Raw genomic sequence first — 17,520 nt, 5'->3', positions numbered from 1 at the left:
CCATGGCCAGGAAGACCGTGAAGCGGGCGTTCAAGTACCGCTTCTACCCCACCCAGGTGCAGGCGGCGCAGCTGTCGCGCACGTTCGGGTGTGTGCGCCTGGTCTACAACAAAGCCCTCGCCGCCCGTTCCCAGGCCTGGGATCAGCACCGGGAGCGGGTGGGCTACTCCGCGACCTCGGCCCTGCTCACCGGTTGGAAGAAGACCAACGATCTGGCCTTTCTCACCGAGGTGTCCAGTGTCCCGCTCCAACAGGGGCTGCGGCATCTGCAAGGGGCGTTCTCGAACTTCTTCGCGGGTCGCGCCCGCTATCCGCGATTCAAATCGAAGAAGAGGTCGCGGGCCTCGGCGGAGTACACCCCGAGCGCGTTCCGCTACCGGGACGGGAAGCTCACCCTGGCCAAGATGGACCAGCCGTTGGACATCGTGTGGTCGCGCCCCCTTCCCGAGGGTGCTTCACCGTCCACGGTGACCGTCTCGCGGGACTCGGTGGGGCGCTGGTTCGTGTCGCTGTTGTGCCAGGACACCATCACAGCCGCCCCGACCTCTGAGGGCGTGGTCGGGGTGGACGCGGGTCTGACTTCCCTGGTGACGTTGTCCACGGGGGAGAAGATCACCAACCCCCGCCACGAAAGCCGTGATCGGGCCAAGTTGGTCAAGGCGCAACGGTCCCTGTCCCGTAAGGCCAGGGGCAGCGTGAACCGGGCCAAGGCCCGGGTCAAGGTCGCGCGGGTACACGCCCGTATCACCGATCGCAGGAAGGACTTCCTGCACCAGCTCACCACTCGTCTCGTCCACGAAAACCAAGTGGTCGTGATCGAGGACCTGACCGTCCGAAACTTGGTCAAGAACCGCACACTGGCCCGGGCCATCTCGGACGCGGCCTGGACACAGTTGCGGTCGATGTTGGAGTACAAAGCGGACTGGTATGGGCGGGAGTTGGTCGTGGTGGACCGGTTCTTCCCCTCGACCAGGATGTGCTCGACGCCTGGGTGTGGGCATGTGCGTGGCCGGTTGCCGTTGAACGTGCGCACCTGGACGTGTGAGCGTTGCGGTGTCACCCATGACCGTGACGTGAACGCGGCGATCAATCTCAAGGCCGCCGGGCCGGCGGTATCTGCCTGCGGAGCCGGTGTGAGACCTCAACGGGAGTCCTCCCGGACGAGGCGGTCGGCGTTGAAACAGGAAGGCCACGGGGCGACCCGTGACGGGGCGGAAGCCTCGAACCACCGATAGGTGGTTGCCGAAATCCCCCGCCTTCAGGCGTGGGGAGGAAGTCAACAAGGAGACCAAGGGGACCGAGCTCACGGAGAACTGATGGCGTCGGTGGGGCCGGGCGATCCGGGGGACCTGGTGGCCTCAACGGGGCATCGCCCCGGCCGCCCACCGTCGCGGGGGCGTACCTACTCGGCACGCGGATCCGATGTGTACGCCCTTCCTGGTTTTGAGGCGTTACCGCGTGGGCGTCCTCCCGGTGATCCGAACGCCCAGGGCCCCACCTCGGGCGTGCGACCACGGTCCCCGGCACGTCGTTCGGCTCCGGAGCGGCCGGCCGGTGCGATACTCGCCGCACCCACGTCGAGGAGACGACCATGAACACTTCACGGACCCTGGCACGTTCCCTGGCCCTGGGGTTGGCATCGGGGGCACGTGGAACCCTGGGACCCTGCGCGCCACTGTTGGCCCGAGACGAAGGACGAACGCTCCGACGCGGACTGTTGGCGCTGACCATCACCGGTGAACTCGTGGCGGACAAGACGCCGGGCATTCCGCCCCGCACGTCGGGGCCGGTCCTGCTGTCGCGCGCGATCGCCGGAGCCTGGGGCGGGGCCCTGCTCGCCCGGAACCTGGGCGGCCCCGTGCCACCGGCCGTCGCCGTCGCCGCGCTGGCGGCCCCGGTGGGCGCGGCGGTGGGGGTGTGGTGGCGTTCCTGGTGGAGTGGGTCCCGTCCGGCCTGGGAGGGCGCGGTCATCGAGGACGCCGTGGCGCTCGCCCTGGCGTGGTGCGCGGTCTCCGGAACTCCTCGGGGGGTGTGACCTTGAGCCTGCGCGGAGGGCGCGCATGGCGCCCACCGTGCGCGCCCCCCGCGGTGAAGGCCCTCAGTCCTCGAAGGTCCGCAGTACCTTGAACTCCACCCCGGCCCGGGGCAGTCGCTCGATCAGCGCCTCGCCCATCGCCACCGCCGAGGTCACCTGCCCGGAGGTTTCGGGCAACTCGTCCCGCCACAGGCACAACGCGGACTCGGCGAGCATGCCCGAGGTCGCCGCGTACCCCGGATCGCCGCCCGACACCAGGGTGTGCACCCGACGACCACCACCCGAACCCACGAAGTGCACGGTGAACCAACCACCGGCCAACTGTTCCTCGCTGGGGCCCTCGCCGGGGGAGCGCAGCGACAGCAACCGCTCGCGCAACGCCGGAACCTGGGCGGCCGCCATCATTCCGGCGGCGCCACCGGCCGCGCCCACCGCGCTGGTCAGATGACGAAACGCCCCGTAGTGCCCGTAGCTGAAGTCGGGGCCGTAACGCTCCAACGCCGCCGCCGAACGCGCCACCACCCGCGGGTCCAGGCTGGGGAGCGGCAGTGTCCAACCCCGGGCCAACCGGGTGCGCGGGATTCCGCTCCGGTCGACGCGCACCCTGCGGCCCCGCGGCCCTGTCTCCATCGCCCGGCGGTCCCGTGCGGCGGACACCAGACCCACGGCGTCGGAGAAGGCGCCCACCGCCGAGCGCAGCGTGCCACCCGAGGCCGTGCCCTGCGCGCGCACGAACCCCTCCACGTGTAGGGGCACGCCTTCGGGCAGTCGCCCGACGGTGAAGAGCACACCCAGGTCGTGGGGGAGGGAATCGAAGCCGCAGGCGTGCACGATCCGCGCGCCCGTGCTCTGGGCGGTGGCGTGATGGCGTACGTACATGCGGTCCACGAAGGCCGGCTCACCGCACAGGTCCACGTAGTCGGTGCCCTCCGCCGCGCACGCCGCCACCAAGGGCTCGCCGTACTCCGCGTAGGGGCCGACCGTGGTGATGACCACCCGGGCGGACGCGGCCAGGGTCCGGATGGAGGCGGTGTCGTCGACATCGGCCAACAGCAGGTCCGGGGTGGGCCGGTCCGGGTCGATCTCGGCCAACTCGGCCCGCACGGCCTCCAACTTGTCGATGTTGCGCCCGGCCAACGCCCACCGCAGCTCGCGGGGGGCGTTCTCCGCCAGGTACTCGGCGGTCAGTGCTCCGGTGTACCCGGTCGCGCCGAACAGGACGATGTCGTAACCGCGTTGCATGTCTTCCTTGTCGGTAGGCCTTCGCGTCGCTCGTGGTGTCAAAGTCTGACAGGTGGGCGTCACGGGGGTGGAGCCGGCGGTGTGGACCCGCCGATGATCGGGTAGGCCGCCCCGGCGAGAACACCGATGACCCTGGGAAGAGGACCTGTGACATCCCTGATCGATCTGCACGGCACCGCGATGGAGGAGTTCGACCGCAGGGTGAAGGCGGTACGGCTCACCGACTGGGCCCTGCCCACCCCGTGTTCGGACTGGGACGTGCACGACCTGGTCGACCACCTGACCACCGAGCAGTTGTGGGTGCCCCATCTGTTGGGCGGCGCCCGTGTCGAGGACGTGGGCGATCGGTTCGACGGCGACAACCTCGGGGAGGAACCGCTCGCGACCTGGACCGTGGCGGCGCGTGAGGCCCGCACGGCGTGGCTGGCCCCGTCCGCGCTGGAACAGCGGGTCCACCTGTCCTTCGGGGAGTCCCCGGCCGAGCTGTACCTGTGGCAGATGACCTTCGACCTGGCCGTGCACGCCTGGGACCTGGCCCGGGCCATCGGGGCGGACGAGCGCCTCGACCCCGACCTGGTCGCCGAGCTGCTCACGTGGACGAAGGGACAGGAAAAGGAGTTGGCGGCGAGCGGGCTGTTCGCCGACCCGGTCCCGGTGGGGGAGGACGCCGATCCACGGACCCGCCTGCTCGCCCTCACCGGACGTCGGGTCTGAGGATTGGGGGGGCGTCCGCCGCGGCGCCCCCTTCCTCGGGCTCGGCCCGATTCGGCCTCGGTCGCCTGGTCGGGGACCCATCGCAGCACGTCGCCGGGCTGACGGCCGAGCGTATGGCCGATCGCGTCGAGCGTGGTGAACCGCACCGCCTTGGCCCGGCCGTTCTTGAGCACGGCGACGTTGGCGGGCGCAAGACCCGTCGGGCGAGTGGGGGCTTGTTCATATATGCCAGGCGGAGTATATTCCTCATGTGGCATATACAGTGTTCGAGGTGATCGCCGAACCGCGTCGTCGTCAGATCCTGGACCATCTGCGAGAGCGTGGCGAGAGCGTGGTGGGGGACCTGGTGGAACAGCTCGACCTGTCCCAGCCCACGGTCTCCAAACACCTGCGCATCCTGCGTGAAGCCGGGTTCGTGAGGGTGCGCCAAGAGGCCCAGCGTCGTTGGTACCGCCTCGGTCTCGACCCGTTCCTCGAAGTGGAGGACTGGCTGGGGCCCTACCGACGACTGTGGGAGGAACGCCTCGACGACTTGGCGGCTCACCTGGACACGATGCCGGACGAGGACGGAGCAGAGGGGGATGGGGCATGAGCGAGCCGGGACTGCGATCTCTGGGCGACGACCGGTGGACACTCACACTGGTGCGGGCGCTCGACCACCCGCCCGAGAAGGTCTGGCGGGCGATCACCGAACCCCGTCACCTGGCGCGGTGGTACCCGATGGCGGCCGAACACCTGGACCTGAGGGTCGGCGGTGCCATCACCTTCCGAGACGAGGAGGGGACCGAACTGCCGGCCGAGGTCACCGAGGTCGAACCCGGACGGGTCTTCGCCTTCCGTGAGTTCGACGTCGAGACGGGTGAGCACCACCTGCGACTCGGTCTGGAGGCCGACGGCGAGGGCGGTTGCCGGCTCACACTGACCCACACCTTCATCGGTGGCGACTGGGCGGAACGGACCGAGACCGGTTGGTTGATGTGTCTCGACGAACTCGAACGTGCCCTGGCCGAGGGCGAATGAACGTGAGCGGGGTCCGTGCTCGACGGACCCCGCCCGACTAACCCACCGGCTCCGGTTCCTTGATCCGTCGCGGCTCGGTCGAGGCGATGATCCCCTGTTCGACGGCCATCTCCCGGGCCAGGCGCGGGGCGCCCCACAACGGTGGCAGCAGCGCCAGGCCCGCCGGCACCGCCGTGACCACGATGACGGACTGCAACGCCTGCACCCCGTTGTCACCGACGGTCAACAGCACCACCGCGGTGACGCCCATGCCCACACACCAGAACGCCCGTACCAGGGCGTGCGGTTCGCCCTCGCGCATGCTGGACGCCGAGACCGCGTAGGACATCGCGTCCAGGGTGGCGGCGAAGAAGATCAGCGTCACCACGATCATGATCACCGCCAGGACCGAACTGAACGGCAACGCCTGGACGATGGACAGGGCCGCCGCTGCCAGACCGTGTTCGGCGTAGGGGTCGGAGATCACGCCCGGGTCGCTCTGTTCCAGCCACAGGCCGGTGCCGCCCAGGGCGGTGAACCACACCATGGTCACCACCGACGGCAGCACGGTGGCGCCCACGTAGATCTCCCGGATCGTGCGGCCCTTGGAGACCCGCGCGATGAAGATCGCCATCAGTGGTCCGAACCCGATGAACCAACCGAAGAAGAACAGCGTCCAGTACCCCAGCCAGGCGTCGTCGCCGCGGTACAACGACATGGGTACGAACTCGCGTACGTGCACGGCGCTCGCCTGGAGGAACAGGTCGATGACGTAGGGCAGTGAGGCCAGTCCGACGATCGAGACGATGAGCACCAGCGCGGCCCAGACGTTGATCCGGCTCAGCAACTGGATGCCCTTGTCCACCCCGCTGAGTACCGAGATCGTGGCGATCAGCGTCAATCCCCCGATGAGTACCACCTGGGTGCCGTATCCGGAGTCGAATCCGAACATCTCGGCGCCGATGTAGGACATCTGCAGGCCCAGGAACCCGATCGGGCCGACCGTCCCGGCGACCACCGCCAGCACACAGCTGATGTCGGCGACCGTGCCCAGCCAGTGGGTGCGCACACGCTCGCCCAACAGCGGCCAGAGCAGGGTGCGCGGACGCAGCGGCAGGCCCTTCTCCACCCCGCGCATCATCACCAACGTGGCCAACGAACCACCGATCGCCCAGCCGACGAAACCCCAGTGGGTGAAGGTCTGCGCCAACGCGATCGCGGCGCCGTCCATGCCACCGGAGACGTCGTCGTACTGCGGCGGTGGGTCGACGTAGTGGGCCAGTGGTTCGGCGGCCGCCCAGAACACCCCGCCCGCGGCCAGCAGCGTGGTCAGGACCATCGCCACCCACCGGAACCAGCCGAACTCGGGGGCGACGGGACCGCCCATCCGCACCCGGCCGTACCGGGAGAACGCCAGGACGGTGGCGACCACCAGGGTGGCCAGGAGCAGGACCTGCCAGTACGCGCCGAACCAGTGGGTCGACCAGGCGAAGGCCGCGTCGACCATGGTGTTCATCATGGCGGGCCGGGTCAGGGCGAGCAGGACGAACAGGACCAGCAGGCCACCGGAGACACCGATGACCCAGGGGTCGGGTCGGCGCCCGGTTTCACGCACACGGGTGCGCAAGGTGGAGGACATGAAGAAGTGGAGTCTCCTCTGTCGGAGAACGGAACCGGGCGCGCCAACGGGCGGTCCGGGAAAGAGAAAGCCGTCGAATCCGTCACTGCGACGCCGAAGCGGGGGACGGCAACGGGCCCCGACGACGGGGCGGCCCGAAGGAGTCTACGTGCGTTCACCAGTGGGGACGCGATCGAGGAGAGTGGCGCCGAACACGCGGGGGTGTGGTCCTAAGCGCTATCGTCCGGCTCCTCGGCGAGGAGCCGGACCACCTCGTCGTAGGCGTCGAGCCGTTCGGTGAGGCGCTCTACGACGGTCCCGGTCACGTCCGGGAGACCAGGTGGGGTCCCCGGTGGAGTTCCAGGGTGTGCCGACGCCGCGCGTGACGGTGTCACCGAACACGAGGCCGGTGGACCGACGTTCCGGTTCCGGGGGCGACCGATCCTTGCGGGTACCGTCGTTCGGGTGACCGAAGGTCCGTTCATGGACCCTGGGCGAACGTAGGAGCCGCCATGACCGAATCCACCTCCGTCTCCAAGGGTGAACACCACCGCCTGGACACCCCCGCGGGCCCGATCGTGGGGAAGGTGCGCGGCGGGGTCCTGCGGTTCCTCGGCATCCCCTACGCGCGGGCCGAAAGGTTCCGGGCGCCCTCGCCGCTCGAACCCTTCACCGAACCCTTCGAGGCCACCGAGGCCGCGCCCGCCGCCCCACAATCGATCTCCCGGGTGGTCTCCGAGGCGGTCGAGGGCATCCCGACCGGTCGCCAGGACGAGAACTGCCACCACCTGTCGGTGACCGTGCCCGTCGACCTGGCCGAGGACGAGCGCCCGCCCGTCCTGGTGTGGTTCCACGGCGGCTCCTATGTCACCGGCGCGGGCGACCTGGCGATCTTCGACCCGGCCCGGCTGGTACGCGAACAACGGGTCGTCGTCGTGTCGGTCACCTTCCGGCTCGGGGTCCTGGGCTACCTGCGTCTGCCCGGTGTCGCCCCCGCCAACCTGGGCCTGCTCGACCAGGTGGCGGCGTTGCGCTGGGTGGCCGCCAACATCGCCTCGTTCGGGGGCGACCCCGACAAGGTCACCCTCTTCGGGCAGTCCGCCGGTGGTGACGCCGTCGCCCACCTGATGATCAGTCGCGGCGCCGAAGGGCTGTTCCGGCGCGCGATCGTGCAGAGCGCCCCGCTGGGACTCCTCAGCCGACGCGACCGCATGTACGAGGCGATGGCCGGGGTGGTGGGCACCCTCACCCCCGAGACCGACACCCGCGACATGCTCGCCCGTCAGGAGAGGGCGGTCGAGGCCGGCAGGGGCTTCGGGCTGCCCAGCGCCATGCCGTTCGGCACGCGTTACGGGCACGATCCGTTGCCCCCCGAGTCCCTCCGAACCCGCGCCTGGCGCGAGGCGGCGCCCCGGATCGACGTGCTCGTCGGGGCCACCAGCGAGGAGACCGGGCTGTTCGCCGAGTTCCTGCCCCCGATCAAGAGGATGTCCGAGCTGCCGGTGATCGGCTCCACCCTGCGCCGGGCCCTGGTGCGCCTCACCACCTGGGTCATCTACACCGGGCCCGTGCGGGGCTTCGTCCGTCGCCATCGCCGGGCCGGTGGTCGGGCGGTGCGCTACACCTTCACCTGGCGGCCGGAGGGGAGCCCGTTCGGGGCCGCGCACATCACCGACATCCCGTTGCTGCTGGGCACGCGCAAGGCCTGGGAACGGGCGAGCCTGGTCGGCCGCACCTCCTGGGAGGAACTCGACCGGCGTGGTCGTGCGGTGCGGCAGGTGTGGGGCGAGTTCGCGCGCACCGGGTCGGTGAGCGCCGAGTCCGCTTCGGCGGCCGCCGACAGCCTCACCGTCCACCGGTCCTGACGAACCCGACCCCGACGAGCCCCGTCCCCGTGAACCCGCCGAGGTCGGGGCTCAGCCGACGATCCGGCGCAGCTCCGACCGGCACCGGCGGTACAACTCCACCGGGTCCTCCTCGCGCCCCTGCGCGGCCAGTTCTCCCCAACGCTCCCAACAGGCGCTCCACACCGCCACGGCCACCTCCACCACCAGCAGCACCGTGGTGGGGTCCAGCCCTTCCAAGCGGTCGTTGAGACGCTCGCGCAGACGCGTGGCGAGTCCGCGTTCCTGGGCGGCGGCCAGCGCCCTGAGTTCGGAGTCCCCGGACAGCAGTCGCGCGACCCTGCGGTGTTCCTCCCGCTCTGGGTCGTGTTCGCGACCCATCACCTTCTCCAACGCCGCCTCGACGTCGCGCAGCACGGTGTCGGGGTCGGTGCCGGTGACCTCCAGGGTCTCGATCGCCCGGAGCAGGCGCGATTGTCCCGGGAGACCGGCCTGTTCCTTGGTGGTGAAGTGCCGGAAGAAGGTGCGGGAGGAGACCCCCGAGCGTTCGGCGGTCTGGTCTACGGTCTGGCCTCCGCCGAGGGACTCACCGATGGAAGCGTCGTCCCGCTCGTGGCCCTGGTGGTCGGTGCGGTCGCCCTGGTGCTGTTCGTCCTGCGCCAGCGCGCCCTGACGCGCACCGGCGGCGAGCTGCTGGACCTGCGTCCCTTCGCCGTGCGCAACTTCCGTGTCTCGTTGATCATCGTGGTCGTATGCATGGCGACCATGCTCGGCACCGTCATGGTGCTGCCGATCCACCTCCAGGTCGGCCTGGGTCTGAGCGTGCTCACCACCGGCCTGCTCCTGCTCCCGGGGGGCCTGATCCAGGGCGTGCTCTCGCCCATCATCGGCCGGGTCTACGACCGGGTCGGACCACTGCCCCTGGTCGTCCCCGGTGCCGTCCTGCTCGCCGCCGGTCAGTGGTGGCTGAGCACCCTGACAGCCCAGACCTCCATCACGGTGGTCGTGGCCATGCACGTGGTGTTCTGCGTCGGTATGGCGATGCTCATGACCCCACTGATGACGCTCGCCCTCGGTTCGCTGCCGCGCAGGCTCTACTCTCACGGCAGCGCGATCATGAACACGCTGCAGCAGCTCGCGGGCGCCGCCGGTGTGGCCGTTCTGGTGACGGCCATGTCGATCGGTGCCGCTGGAGCGGGCACGGCCGACGCGGTCGCCGCCCAGGTCCAGGGCACCCAGGACGCGTTCCTCGTCGGCGGCTGCCTGGCCCTGGTGGCCGTTGTCTGCGCACCACTGGTGCGCCGGCTGCGTCGGGACCCCGACGCCGAATCGATCGAGCCCGCCCGAGAGCGGAGCGGATCGGAACAGGCCGGCGCTTCGGCCTGAGCCGTGACCCGCGACGTGCCCCCGGGGTGACACCACCCCGGGGGCCCGCCGTGCGGAGGCTCGGACCACGCGGGTGCGGCCGTCGACGGGTGTGATCGGTGGCCGGTGTGACCCTCACGCCCGTCTCGCTCATCCGGGTATCCCTTCACGCTTTCCGGACCGGCTCCGCGCCGGCCCTGGTTCTCGCCTTCGACGCGTGTCCGTTCCGGGTATTCGACGAATACCCGGCCGGGGTCCGGATCAGGGCGCCGGGTTGATGACACGACCCCAGGTGGACTTGTTGCCCCAGACGTTCTGCCGCAGACCCTCCAGCTGAAGGATCTGGGAATGGTCGACGAAGAGGTTGACCTCGTTGCCGTAGTTCTTGACGTACCACTCGAACACGGGACCGTCCGCGGCCTCGAACATCACGTTCTCCAGGCCCAGCCCGTTGATGATGGACGCGGCGGCGCCGGTGTTCCACTCGTTCACGTTCTCGGTGATGCCCTCGGACTCGATCATCACGATCGACGCACCGGCTTCGAGGGTCTTCTCGGCGCGGTCGATGAGGTCACCGATGTCCTTCTCGCCCTCGCTCGCCAGCTCGGCCTGGCCGGAGTCGCCGCCGGAACCGATCTGGATCCCGAGCTCGGGCTTGGCCTTCAGCCCGGCGTCGACGACCTTTTCCACCAGGCGCAACAACCCGGAGGTGTTGAGCATGATGAAGCCCGTGGAGATCTCGATGACGTCGAAGCCGACCTCCTTGGCCTCCCTCAGGTACCGGTCGACCGCGTCGTCGCCGTAGCGCAGCACGGTCTCGATCCATCCGCCCGAAGACACGTAGGCTCCGTGCTCGTGGGCGATGTCGCTGAAGGCGCGCACCTGCTCGGTCGGCACCAGCGAGAACGAGCCACCGGCCCACTTGATGCCGTCGACCCACTGGCCGGCGACATCGAAGACGTCCCGCAGGTGGCGGGTGCCGAAGGTGCTGTAGTAGGGCGCCCGGATCTCGGTCATCCCGAAGGTGCGGGGCTTGGCCGGCCGGTAGGCGCGGGGAACGAAGTTGAATGACACGTCGTGTGGGACGGCGTTACCCATGATGGTGTCCCCTTTCTCGTGGGCCCTCTTCCCTTTTCGGAGCGTGCGGGCGAGGTCGGGACCGGATGGTCCGGACCCTGGCCAGGGCCGCGGTGAGGTCGGTGGTGTCGGCGTAGTCGAGGCCGCGCACGATCTCCGCGATCTCCTCGCGCAGTTCGGCGTCGGCGAAGGGCCGGGTCAGCGCGTCGAACTTGGCGCGGGCGCCGGCCCAGTCGAGCGGGTCGGTGTGGAAGCCCTTGTAGGCCGAACGTTCGGCGCGCAGCACGGTCCCGTCCCGCAGGGTGACCTCCAGGTCGGCGGGCATCTCCTCGGGGAAACGGGCCGAGAACCCCGTATCGGGGACGATCTCGACCTTGCGCATCAGTCGCTGCACGTCCCGGGCCACGATCCGCTTCGGCGCGTACTGGGCGGGATCGAGCACACCGTCCAACAGGACCACGGCGACCATCCACGGCAGTGAGTGGTCGGCCTCCTCCTTGGTGCGGACGGTGCGTTTGTCGCCCTCCTCCCCGCCGCCGATGATCGAGTACGCCACGTCGAAGGTGCGCAGCCGTACGGCGGTGATCGCGTCGGCGTCGAAACCGGCCTGGGCCCGGATGGCCTGGGCGGCGTCCAGGGCCGACTGGGAGTGGATCTCGGCGTTGTGCTTCTTGATGATCGAGCGCCGCACCCGCTCCAGGTCCTCCTTGGACCAGTCGATGGTGAAGTTCCCGGCGATGGATTCCTTGAACCCCTTGTTGCCCTCGAACACCTCCGCCGGACCGGTGATCCCCCGCGAGGCCAGCAGCGCCGCGAACGTGCCCTCCTTGGACACCTGCGGGTAGGCCAGGCCCTTCCAGTGCGAGAGGTCGCCGGTGCGGGTCACCCGCAGGGCGTTGTTGGCGGTGCCGGAGATCGCGATCGCGTTCGCGATCTGATCGACGGGCAGTCGGAACGCCTTCGCGGCGGAGGCGGCCGCGGCGTAGGCGCCCTGGGTGGTGTGGTCGAAGCCCTTGGCGCGGACCGGAGCCACGTCCGACAGCCGTGAGTGGACCTGGTAGGCCACGGCGAAGGCGGTCAGCAGTTCCCGGCCCGAGGCGTTCACCGATTCGGCGGCGGCCAGGACCGCGCCGAGGTTGTCCGACGGGTGGTTCGTCTCGCCCGGGGCGAGGTAGGAGTCCATGAAGTCCAGATAGCGGCTCAGCGCGCTGTTGTGGAAGGCGGCCCGGTCCGGGGAGGTCCGGCCTCCGCCGATCAGCGTGGCGGTCGGCTTTCCGCCCAGATCCTCGATGAGGCCGCGGATCGCGACCATGGGTTCGGCGTCCAGTGCGCCGATGGCGACGCCGAGCGTGTCGAGCACCCGGATCTTCAACTGGGTGATCGCTTCTTCGCTCAAGTCGTCGAACGTGGAGCCCGCCACGAAGCGGGCCATGCCCTGTACCTCGGTCATGAGCACCCCCTGGGAATGAATCTGATCCTTAGGTAAGGCTAGCCTTATTATCACTCATAGTTATCTCGTTGTCAAGATAAATGGGGGGCGTATCGTCACACCGGGCCCGATCGGGAACGAAGGCCGAGCCGGTGTGGTGGTCCACTCGGGATCCGTCCGGACGAGGGGGAGGGTTACGAGGAGTGATCGCGTCCGGGGCCGACGTCGCTATGCGGGATGGCGCCGCTGCTCATCGCCATGGCGGAGCCGGGTGGTCGAGCCCCCGTGTCAGGCCGAGTGCTACGGGCGCGAGAACGATGAGGTTCGCCGGGCCGAGAAAACCATTGACCGGGGGTCGGCGCCGTGTAATCGTCGGTGCCCATGAGTCCTATCGCGAAGTTCAGCCTGGCCGCCATCGACAGCCGTGACCCCCTCGCCCTGGCCGAGTTCTACGCGGCGATCACCGGATGGCGGATCGAGCCGTGGGAGGACGACGGCTGGATCGAACTCGCGAGTGAGGTCGGAGCCACGATCGCCTTCCAGAAGGCCCCCGGCCACGTGCCGCCGGAATGGCCCGGTGACGCCCACCCGCAGCAGCTCCACCTCGATTTCGACGTCCCCGACCTGGACGAGGGAGAGCGGCGGGTGTTGGGGATCGGTGCTCGCAAGACCGACTTCCAGCCCGCCCCGGACAACTTCCGGGTCTTCGTGGACCCGGCCGGCCACCCCTTCTGTCTCGTCCGTTCGGACTGAGCCCACGGCGGGGGATGAGCGTGGGGTGGGTATCCGGGGCCGTTGAGGTCGACTCCGGAAGCCTTGCGGACGTCCGAAATAATCCCTAATGCCTGACTTGACGGTCTCCGGATCAGGGCACTAGGTTTCCGGAAACGTTTCCAGATCTCTTCTCGCGCCGCCTCTCGGCGCGGCTGGAAACGTTTCCGCATCCCCCTCGGCTTGGCTGGAGCCACGATGACGTCCTCACGAGCGACCCTGATCCAGGTCGCGGAACGGGCAGGGGTCTCCCTGTCCTCCACCTCCCGCGCCCTGCACGGAGGCGGAGCCAGCGCGGCCATGGTCGAACGCGTCCGCGCGGCCGCCGCCGAACTCGGCTACAGCCCGGACGCGATCGGGCGCTCGCTGCGGATGAAGAGGACGTTCCAGGTGGCCTTCGCCGTCGCCGACATCGGAAACCCCGTCTACGTCGAGATGATGACCGCCATCCACGAGGTGCTGGCCCCGCGCGGGTACCGCGTGGTCGTGATGTCCACGGGGGACACCACGACCTCCACCACCGAGCTGGTCCGCAGCCTCAGCGGCGGTTTCGTCGACGGGATGATCCTGGTCCCGCTGCGCACCGACGACGCCCTCATCGAGGCGTTGCGGGAACAGGAGGTCCCCGTCGTGGTCATGGGCCGTCCCCTCAAGGAACACGGGATCGACTCGGTCTCCACCGATTCGGCCGACGGGATCGCCCGGGCCGTGAACCACCTGCGCGAACTCGGTCGATCACGGATCGGGTTCCTCAACGGCCCCCTCGACACCACCCCCGGCCAGGCGCGCCGGCGCGGTTTCGAGGCCGTGGGCGCCCAAGGGCCGGTCGAGGAGGCCGAGAACTTCACCGTGGCGGCCGGTGTGGTCGCCGCCCGACGTCTGCTCGCGGCCGGTGAGGCCGAGGGCCGTCCGCTCGACGCCGTGGTGGCCGCCAACGACCTGTTGGCCATCGCCGCCATCCGCGCCGCGCGCGAACGCGGACTCACCGTCCCCGGGGACCTCGCCGTCACCGGCATGGACGACACCGAGTTCGGCCGGGTGTTCCAGCCGAGCCTGACCAGCGTCTCCCTCGGTTCGGCCGAGCGAGGGCGGGCCGCCGCCGAGATCATGCTGAGCCTGGCCGAGGGAAGCCACGAGGGGACCCGACAGATCGAGGTCGGACCCGAGCTCGTCGTTCGAGAGTCCACCGACCCCACCGCCCTGCCCGACGACATCGAACCCCTCTCCCTGGACTCACCTTGAGAACCCTGTCCTTCAAGGACCCCACCACGGGCAGGAGAACCTCCTCGCCCGGCGGCCCGCCCACCGGCCGCCGTACCCCCGCGCACCGGGGACCGCGCCCCGGCGGCCTGGCCCGGAACCGCCGCCGTGAGGCCGCCGCGCTGGTCATGCCCTCGCTGCTGCCGATCCTGGTGCTGAGCGTCGCCCCCCTGATCATGGGCGTGGCGTTGGCCTTCACCGACGCCCGCCTGGTGCGCCGGCCCGACTACGAGGTGGTCGGCCTCGACAACTTCGGCCGGCTGTTCGACAACTCCTTCTTCTGGGAGTCGTTCCGCATCGGCATGGTGTGGGCGGTCTCGGTCACCCTGCTCCAATTGGTCGCCGCCCTGGGCCTGGCCCTGCTGCTGAACTCGGGGCTGCGGCTCCAAGGGCTCACCCGGGTGCTGGCCCTGATCCCGTGGGCGATGCCCCCGGTGGTCGTGGCCATCATGTGGCGGATGATCTACTCGCCCAACGCCGGTCCGCTCAACGCGGTCATGGACGGTGTGGGTCTTCCCGGCGACATCAACTGGCTCGGTGACTTCTCCACGGCCCTGCCCGCCGTCATCGTCGTCGGGGTCTGGGTGGGCATGCCCCAGACCACCGTGACGCTGCTGGCCGGACTCCAGCAGATCCCCGACGAACTGCACGAGGCCGCCGCCATGGACGGGGCGGGCGCCTGGCGTCGCTTCGTCGACGTGACCCTGCCGAGCCTGCGCCCCATCATCGCCTCCATCACCTCCCTCAACTTCATCTGGAACTTCAACTCGTTTTCGCTGGTCTACGTCCTGACCGAGGGAGGGCCCGGCGGTCGCACCATGCTGCCGATGCTCTTCACGTACCTGGAGGCGTTCAAGAACCGCAACATCGGCTACGCCGCCGCGATGGGCGTGGTGCTCGTGACCGTGGTGGTCCTGCTCTTGGCCCTCTACCTGTGGTCGCAGTTCCGCCAGGACGACAAGGGCAAGGTGGGCTGACCGATGCGCACTCTCGTTCGACCCGCCCAGTACGCGGCCCTGGCCTGCTACATCCTCTTCCTGGGCTTCCCACTGCTGTGGCTGATCTCGGCCTCGTTCAAGACCTCCGCCGAACTCAACTCGCTCGCGGTGAACCTGTGGCCCGCCGAATGGCACTTCGACAACTACGTCCGGGCACTCGCCCGCCAGGGGTTGGTGGGCTCGGCGTGGAACAGCCTGCTCGTCGCCCTGTCCTCGACGGCGTTGGTCATCCTCATCGCCCTGCCCGCCGCCTACGTCCTGGCGCGGCTCAAGGGGATGGTCCGGGCCGCCGGGGTCGGCTGGATCCTGGTCAGCCAGGTCTTCCCCGTCATCCTCATCATCCTGCCCCTGTTCCTGGTGCTGCGGACCATCGGCCTGACCGACAGCCTCGTCGGCCTGGTACTGGTGCACACCACCTACACGCTGCCGTTCGCGCTGTGGATGCTCCAGGGCTACGTCACCGGTATCCCCATCGACCTGGAGGAGGCCGGGGCCATGGACGGAGGGGGACGACTGGACGTCCTGCGCCGGATCGTGCTGCCCCTGTTGCTGCCCGGTGTGGCGGCCACCGCCATGTTCGCCTTCGTCTCCTCCTGGAACGAGTTCTTCTTCGCCCTGGTGCTGCTCCAGTCACCGGAGAACTACACCCTGCCCATCACGCTGAAGATGTTCATCGGTGGTGAGGGCAAGGTCGCCCTGGGCCCGCTCGCCGCGGGATCGGTGCTGGCCGCCGTCCCGAGCATCGTCTTCTTCGCCCTCCTGCAGAAGAAGCTCACCGGGGGCCTGATGGCCGGCGCGGTCAAGGGCTGAGCCACCCGCCGCACCCGTCCGACCCCCACCACCCCGCTCACCTTGAGGAAAGGACCCCCCTTCCATGAACACCCGAGTCGCCTCCGTGGCGGCCATCCCGGCCACGTTGCTGCTCCTCACCGCCTGCGGAGGAGGTGACGGCGAGGACGGTGGCGTGGTGACACTGGAGTTCCAGTCGCTCTCCGACCAGCCCGCCGCCATCGAGGCCACCGAACGGATCGTCGAGTCCTGGAACGAGGAACACCCCGACATCCAGGTCGAGATCGTCCCCGCCGGCTGGGACGGCATCTACGACAAGCTCATCACCCAGTTCAACGGCGGCGCCGCGCCGGACATCATCCACTACGAGGCCGCCGGTATCGCCCCCTTCGCGGTCGACGGCTACCTCGCCGACCTGTCGGACCTGATGTCGGACGCCACACGCGTGGACATCCCCACCGGCGTCATGGACTCGGTGACCGTCGACGGAAAGGTCGTGGCCTACCCGACCGAACTGCAGTCCTACGTGGTCTTCGCCAATCGCGGCCTGTTGGAGGACGCCGGGGTGGGGGTCCCCGACGGCGAGACCATGACGTGGGACGAACTGCGCGAGATCTCCGAGGCCACCACCTCGGGCGACCGGTACGGACTGGGCTGGGGCCTGTCCAGTCCCACGGCCGCGTTCATGTCCATGGCGCCGGCCTTCGGTGGCACCTTCTTCGACGGCACCGGTTCCGAGGCGGGCCTGGTCATGGAGGAGGGCGAGATGGCCCTGCCCGAACTGGTCGGGGAGATGGCCCACGACGACGAGTCCATCCAGCCCGTCAGCCTCACCCAGTCCGGTTCCGACGTGCTCGCCTCCTTCTACGCCGAGGACGTCGCGATGACGGTCCAGGGCTCGTTCCAGGCCGCCAACATCCAGGCCGACGCGCCCGACGACCTCGACTGGGTCGTGCTGCCCCCGCTGGAGGGACCGGCCGGTCCCTGGCAGACGGCCAACCCGCAGACCCTCTCGGTCAACGTCGACTCCGAGCACGTCGAGGAGTCCGCCGAGTTCCTGGAGTACCTCACCTCCACCGAGAACCTCGCCGACCTCAACGAGGCCGACGCCCTCATCCCGGCGACCGAGTCCGCCAGGGAGATCATGGGCACCTCCCTGGCCGAGGAACCCGGTTGGGAGGCCATCCTCGAATCCGGCGAACACCTGGAGTCCTCGCCGTTCCTGTTCGTGGACGCCTACCCGCAGTGGAAGGACACCGTCGCCACCCCCGCCTACCAGCGTTTCCTCGCCCAGGAGATCGACGCCGACGAACTTGAGGCGGAGCTTCGGGCCGGCTGGGACGAGATCACTCGTTAGCGGTTCCCCCGGACGCGCACGG

Annotated in this window: 17 protein-coding genes and 1 pseudogene; 12 read left to right on the top strand and 6 right to left on the bottom strand. The window is 69.4% G+C overall.

The window, feature by feature from the left end:
- Positions 1-2 precede the first annotated feature (2 nt).
- Positions 3-1,235: an RNA-guided endonuclease InsQ/TnpB family protein gene (locus tag ACWGSK_RS25430; RefSeq protein ID WP_452456958.1), complete on the top strand. Its 1,233-nt coding sequence runs from the start codon at positions 3-5 to the stop codon at positions 1,233-1,235.
- 356 nt (positions 1,236-1,591) lie between these two features.
- Complete coding sequence (locus ACWGSK_RS25425; protein WP_452456957.1) at positions 1,592-2,035, top strand: hypothetical protein; 444 nt, start codon at positions 1,592-1,594, stop codon at positions 2,033-2,035.
- Between the two features lie 63 nt (positions 2,036-2,098).
- Here the strand turns inward: ACWGSK_RS25425 and ACWGSK_RS25420 are convergent, their stop codons facing one another.
- Positions 2,099-3,277, bottom strand: a complete 1,179-nt coding sequence (locus ACWGSK_RS25420; RefSeq protein ID WP_452456956.1) for a saccharopine dehydrogenase family protein — start codon at positions 3,275-3,277, stop codon at positions 2,099-2,101.
- 147 nt (positions 3,278-3,424) lie between these two features.
- Between ACWGSK_RS25420 and ACWGSK_RS25415 the strand changes: the two genes are divergently transcribed.
- Entirely contained in the window at positions 3,425-3,991 is a 567-nt protein-coding gene (locus ACWGSK_RS25415) for a TIGR03086 family metal-binding protein (RefSeq protein WP_452456955.1), read from the top strand.
- A gap of 80 nt (positions 3,992-4,071) precedes the next feature.
- On the opposite strand, the pseudogene ACWGSK_RS25410 reads toward ACWGSK_RS25415, so the two are convergent.
- Positions 4,072-4,248, bottom strand: a pseudogene (locus ACWGSK_RS25410) (helix-turn-helix domain-containing protein); the annotation flags it as partial.
- Here ACWGSK_RS25410 and ACWGSK_RS25405 point away from each other — a divergent pair.
- Complete coding sequence (locus ACWGSK_RS25405) at positions 4,242-4,583, top strand: ArsR/SmtB family transcription factor (protein ID WP_358514127.1); 342 nt, start codon at positions 4,242-4,244, stop codon at positions 4,581-4,583. The pseudogene ACWGSK_RS25410 and the gene ACWGSK_RS25405 sit on opposite strands and share 7 nt — an antisense overlap.
- Positions 4,580-5,011 carry an SRPBCC domain-containing protein gene (locus ACWGSK_RS25400; protein ID WP_358514125.1) on the top strand — a complete coding sequence of 144 codons (432 nt, stop codon included), beginning with the start codon at positions 4,580-4,582 and terminating at the stop codon, positions 5,009-5,011. Before ACWGSK_RS25405 ends, ACWGSK_RS25400 begins: the two co-directional genes overlap by 4 nt.
- Before the next feature lie 37 nt (positions 5,012-5,048).
- Here the strand turns inward: ACWGSK_RS25400 and ACWGSK_RS25395 are convergent, their stop codons facing one another.
- On the bottom strand, positions 5,049-6,629 hold the full coding sequence (locus tag ACWGSK_RS25395) for a BCCT family transporter (RefSeq protein WP_358514123.1): 1,581 nt from the start codon (positions 6,627-6,629) through the stop codon (positions 5,049-5,051).
- 491 nt (positions 6,630-7,120) lie between these two features.
- Here ACWGSK_RS25395 and ACWGSK_RS25390 point away from each other — a divergent pair, with 491 nt between their 5' ends.
- On the top strand, positions 7,121-8,473 hold the full coding sequence (locus ACWGSK_RS25390) for a carboxylesterase family protein (RefSeq protein ID WP_358514121.1): 1,353 nt from the start codon (positions 7,121-7,123) through the stop codon (positions 8,471-8,473).
- Positions 8,474-8,524: 51 nt separating this feature from the next.
- Here ACWGSK_RS25390 and ACWGSK_RS25385 read toward each other — a convergent pair whose 3' ends face one another.
- Complete coding sequence (locus ACWGSK_RS25385) at positions 8,525-8,869, bottom strand: hypothetical protein (protein ID WP_358514119.1); 345 nt, start codon at positions 8,867-8,869, stop codon at positions 8,525-8,527.
- 57 nt (positions 8,870-8,926) lie between these two features.
- Between ACWGSK_RS25385 and ACWGSK_RS25380 the strand changes: the two genes are divergently transcribed.
- On the top strand, positions 8,927-9,838 hold the full coding sequence (locus ACWGSK_RS25380; RefSeq protein WP_452456954.1) for an MFS transporter: 912 nt from the start codon (positions 8,927-8,929) through the stop codon (positions 9,836-9,838).
- 240 nt (positions 9,839-10,078) lie between these two features.
- On the opposite strand, the gene ACWGSK_RS25375 is transcribed toward ACWGSK_RS25380, so the two are convergent.
- A complete protein-coding gene (locus ACWGSK_RS25375) occupies positions 10,079-10,915 on the bottom strand; it encodes a phosphosulfolactate synthase (protein ID WP_358514114.1) in 837 nt (278 codons plus the stop codon).
- On the bottom strand, positions 10,908-12,344 hold the full coding sequence (locus ACWGSK_RS25370; RefSeq protein ID WP_452456953.1) for an MmgE/PrpD family protein: 1,437 nt from the start codon (positions 12,342-12,344) through the stop codon (positions 10,908-10,910). The genes ACWGSK_RS25375 and ACWGSK_RS25370 overlap by 8 nt, the downstream gene beginning before the upstream one ends.
- A 360-nt stretch (positions 12,345-12,704) precedes the next feature.
- Between ACWGSK_RS25370 and ACWGSK_RS25365 the strand changes: the two genes are divergently transcribed.
- The 5 genes from ACWGSK_RS25365 (at position 12,705) to ACWGSK_RS25345 (ending at position 17,498) form a co-directional block, all read left to right on the top strand.
- Entirely contained in the window at positions 12,705-13,076 is a 372-nt protein-coding gene (locus ACWGSK_RS25365; RefSeq protein ID WP_358514108.1) for a VOC family protein, read from the top strand.
- 216 nt (positions 13,077-13,292) lie between these two features.
- The gene (locus ACWGSK_RS25360; protein WP_358514106.1) at positions 13,293-14,336 is read left to right on the top strand and encodes a LacI family DNA-binding transcriptional regulator; all 1,044 of its coding nucleotides are present in this window, start codon (positions 13,293-13,295) and stop codon (positions 14,334-14,336) included.
- Positions 14,333-15,331 carry a carbohydrate ABC transporter permease gene (locus tag ACWGSK_RS25355; protein ID WP_358514104.1) on the top strand — a complete coding sequence of 333 codons (999 nt, stop codon included), beginning with the start codon at positions 14,333-14,335 and terminating at the stop codon, positions 15,329-15,331. Before ACWGSK_RS25360 ends, ACWGSK_RS25355 begins: the two co-directional genes overlap by 4 nt.
- A gap of 3 nt (positions 15,332-15,334) precedes the next feature.
- Positions 15,335-16,162, top strand: a complete 828-nt coding sequence (locus ACWGSK_RS25350) for a carbohydrate ABC transporter permease (protein ID WP_358514102.1) — start codon at positions 15,335-15,337, stop codon at positions 16,160-16,162.
- 64 nt (positions 16,163-16,226) lie between these two features.
- Positions 16,227-17,498, top strand: a complete 1,272-nt coding sequence (locus ACWGSK_RS25345; RefSeq protein ID WP_358514100.1) for an ABC transporter substrate-binding protein — start codon at positions 16,227-16,229, stop codon at positions 17,496-17,498.
- Positions 17,499-17,520: the final 22 nt, after the last annotated feature.

Source organism: Nocardiopsis sp. NPDC055551 (assembly GCF_053619415.1).
This window is presented reverse-complemented; position numbering and strand designations above follow the sequence as displayed.